At 44.2% G+C, this 2,490-nt stretch carries 1 protein-coding gene; it reads left to right on the forward strand.

Translation table 11 applies throughout. The features are described from left to right. Positions 1 to 136: 136 nt before the first annotated feature. The gene (gene uvrB / locus CAG69_RS16770; RefSeq protein WP_065646646.1) at positions 137 to 2,167 is read left to right on the forward strand and encodes an excinuclease ABC subunit UvrB; all 2,031 of its coding nucleotides are present in this window, start codon (positions 137 to 139) and stop codon (positions 2,165 to 2,167) included. Positions 2,168 to 2,490: the final 323 nt, after the last annotated feature.

The raw sequence follows: 2,490 nt of genomic DNA on the forward strand, positions 1-2,490 counted from the left end.
GGTTTTGTATGGCTACAGCATTCTAGACAAACAAGAAAATTTATTAACAATGGTGGGTAAATTTTCGATAGACGTAGATTTCATTGGCTAAGGTGTATATATATACAGCCAAAGCGCAGTAAAGTTGAGGAAGGGTATGAGTAAAGTCTATGAATTGGTCTCCGATTATCAGCCATCGGGTGACCAGCCGGGAGCGATCAAGCAGCTGCTTGAGGGGCTCGATGCTGGACTGGCACATCAAACACTATTGGGGGTAACGGGATCGGGTAAAACGTTCACACTAGCGAATGTTATCGCTCAAGCCCAGCGACCTGCAATATTACTTGCTCCAAACAAAACGCTCGCAGCGCAATTATATGGCGAGATGAAATCATTCTTTCCCAATAATGCGGTGGAGTACTTTGTTTCCTACTACGATTACTACCAGCCTGAAGCTTATGTCCCGACGACGGATACTTTCATTGAAAAAGACGCATCGGTTAACGCTCACATAGAGCAAATGCGCCTTTCAGCAACGAAAGCACTATTGGAACGTAAAGACGCGATTATCGTTGCGTCTGTTTCTGCTATCTATGGTTTGGGTGACCCAGAATCTTACTTGCAAATGATGTTGCATTTACGTCGTGGTGACGTGATTGATCAACGGGACATGCTACGACGTTTGGCAGAGCTACAATATTCAAGAAATGACGTGGCATTTGAGCGAGGACAGTTTCGGGTTCGTGGCGAAGTGATTGATATCTTTCCAGCGGAATCTGACCAAGACGCAGTTCGTGTCGAAATGTTTGATGATGAAATTGACTGCATCAGTGTTTTTGATCCATTGACTGGTGTGGTGAAACAGCGAGATTTACCACGCTACACTATTTACCCTAAGACGCACTACGTGACACCAAGAGATCGTATTCTTGAAGCGATTGAAAATATTAAGGTTGAATTAGAAGTACGCAAAAAACAGCTTCTAGACAACAACAAGCTACTGGAAGAACAGCGTATTAGCCAGCGGACTCAATTCGATATCGAGATGATGAATGAGTTAGGTTTTTGCTCAGGTATCGAAAACTATTCTCGCTATCTCAGCGGACGATCGGAAGGCGAGCCGCCACCGACATTGTTTGATTACTTGCCTCATGACGGTTTGTTGATCATCGATGAATCCCACGTGACGGTGCCGCAGATTGGTGCCATGTATAAAGGTGACCGCTCTCGTAAAGAAACGCTAGTGGAGTTTGGTTTTCGCTTACCTTCTGCGTTAGATAATCGTCCGCTCAAGTTTGAAGAGTTTGAAGCGTTAGCACCGCAGACGATTTTTGTCTCTGCGACGCCAGGAAATTATGAACTAGAAAAATCTTCAGGCGATGTGGCGGATCAAGTTGTTCGTCCAACAGGCTTGCTTGACCCAGAATTGGAAGTTCGCCCAGTAGCGACCCAAGTAGACGACTTGTTGTCTGAAATTCGCCTCCGTTCTGCTAAAGATGAGCGAGTTCTAGTGACAACATTGACCAAACGAATGGCCGAAGATCTCACCGAGTACTTGCACGAACATGATGTTAGGGTACGTTACTTACACTCAGATATTGATACCGTAGAACGTGTGGAGATCATCCGTGATCTTCGTCTTGGCGAGTTTGACGTGCTGGTGGGAATTAACTTGCTACGAGAAGGCTTGGACATGCCTGAAGTTTCGCTGGTTGCAATATTGGATGCAGATAAAGAGGGCTTCTTGCGCTCCGAGCGTTCACTGATTCAGACCATTGGTCGTGCTGCGCGAAATCTTGAAGGTAAGGCGATCTTGTATGCTGACCGAATCACCAACTCCATGAAAAAGGCGATGGATGAAACCAACCGCCGCCGCGAGAAGCAGAAAGCGTACAACGAAGAAATGGGCATTTCGCCGCAAGCGCTCAAACGAAATATCAAAGATATTATGGAATTGGGCGATATTACCAAGTCTAAACGTCAGCGTAATACTAAACAGGTACCGTTGTCGAAAGTGGCGGAGCCTTCGCAAACATACGAGGTCATGTCTCCTCAGCAGTTGGAAAAAGAAATCAGTCGACTTGAGGCGGCAATGTATCAGCACGCGCAAGATTTAGAGTTTGAATTGGCGGCGCAAAAGCGTGACGAGATTGAAAAACTAAGAGCGCAGTTCATCGCAAATAGTTAAAAATAAGCATAATGATCTAGCTTAGCCAAGTGTTTTAGATTGCTTGCAGAAAAAAAGAAGCCAATAGGCAGTCGGGTCTATTGGCTTGTTTTGTGAACATCTCGTTCACTAACAACGTCAGTTGGCTAGGTGACCCGAGGGGTCACTAAACTATCAGCATGGTTTATGCCATTTTTTAAATAATTGATATTATTTTTGAATCCTTTCTTTTACCCATAATTTAGCTAATGTTATTTGCAAAATGCAAAGCGTAATGCGATTATTGTTTAAAACACAACAAAATATTAGCTAGGTTATGCAACAAAAATCTGAAGGTCCTAAAT

The sequence above is a fragment of the Vibrio sp. V43_P6S15P86 genome (assembly GCF_009904725.1).
Taxonomy (GTDB): Bacteria; Pseudomonadota; Gammaproteobacteria; order Enterobacterales; family Vibrionaceae; genus Vibrio; species Vibrio diabolicus.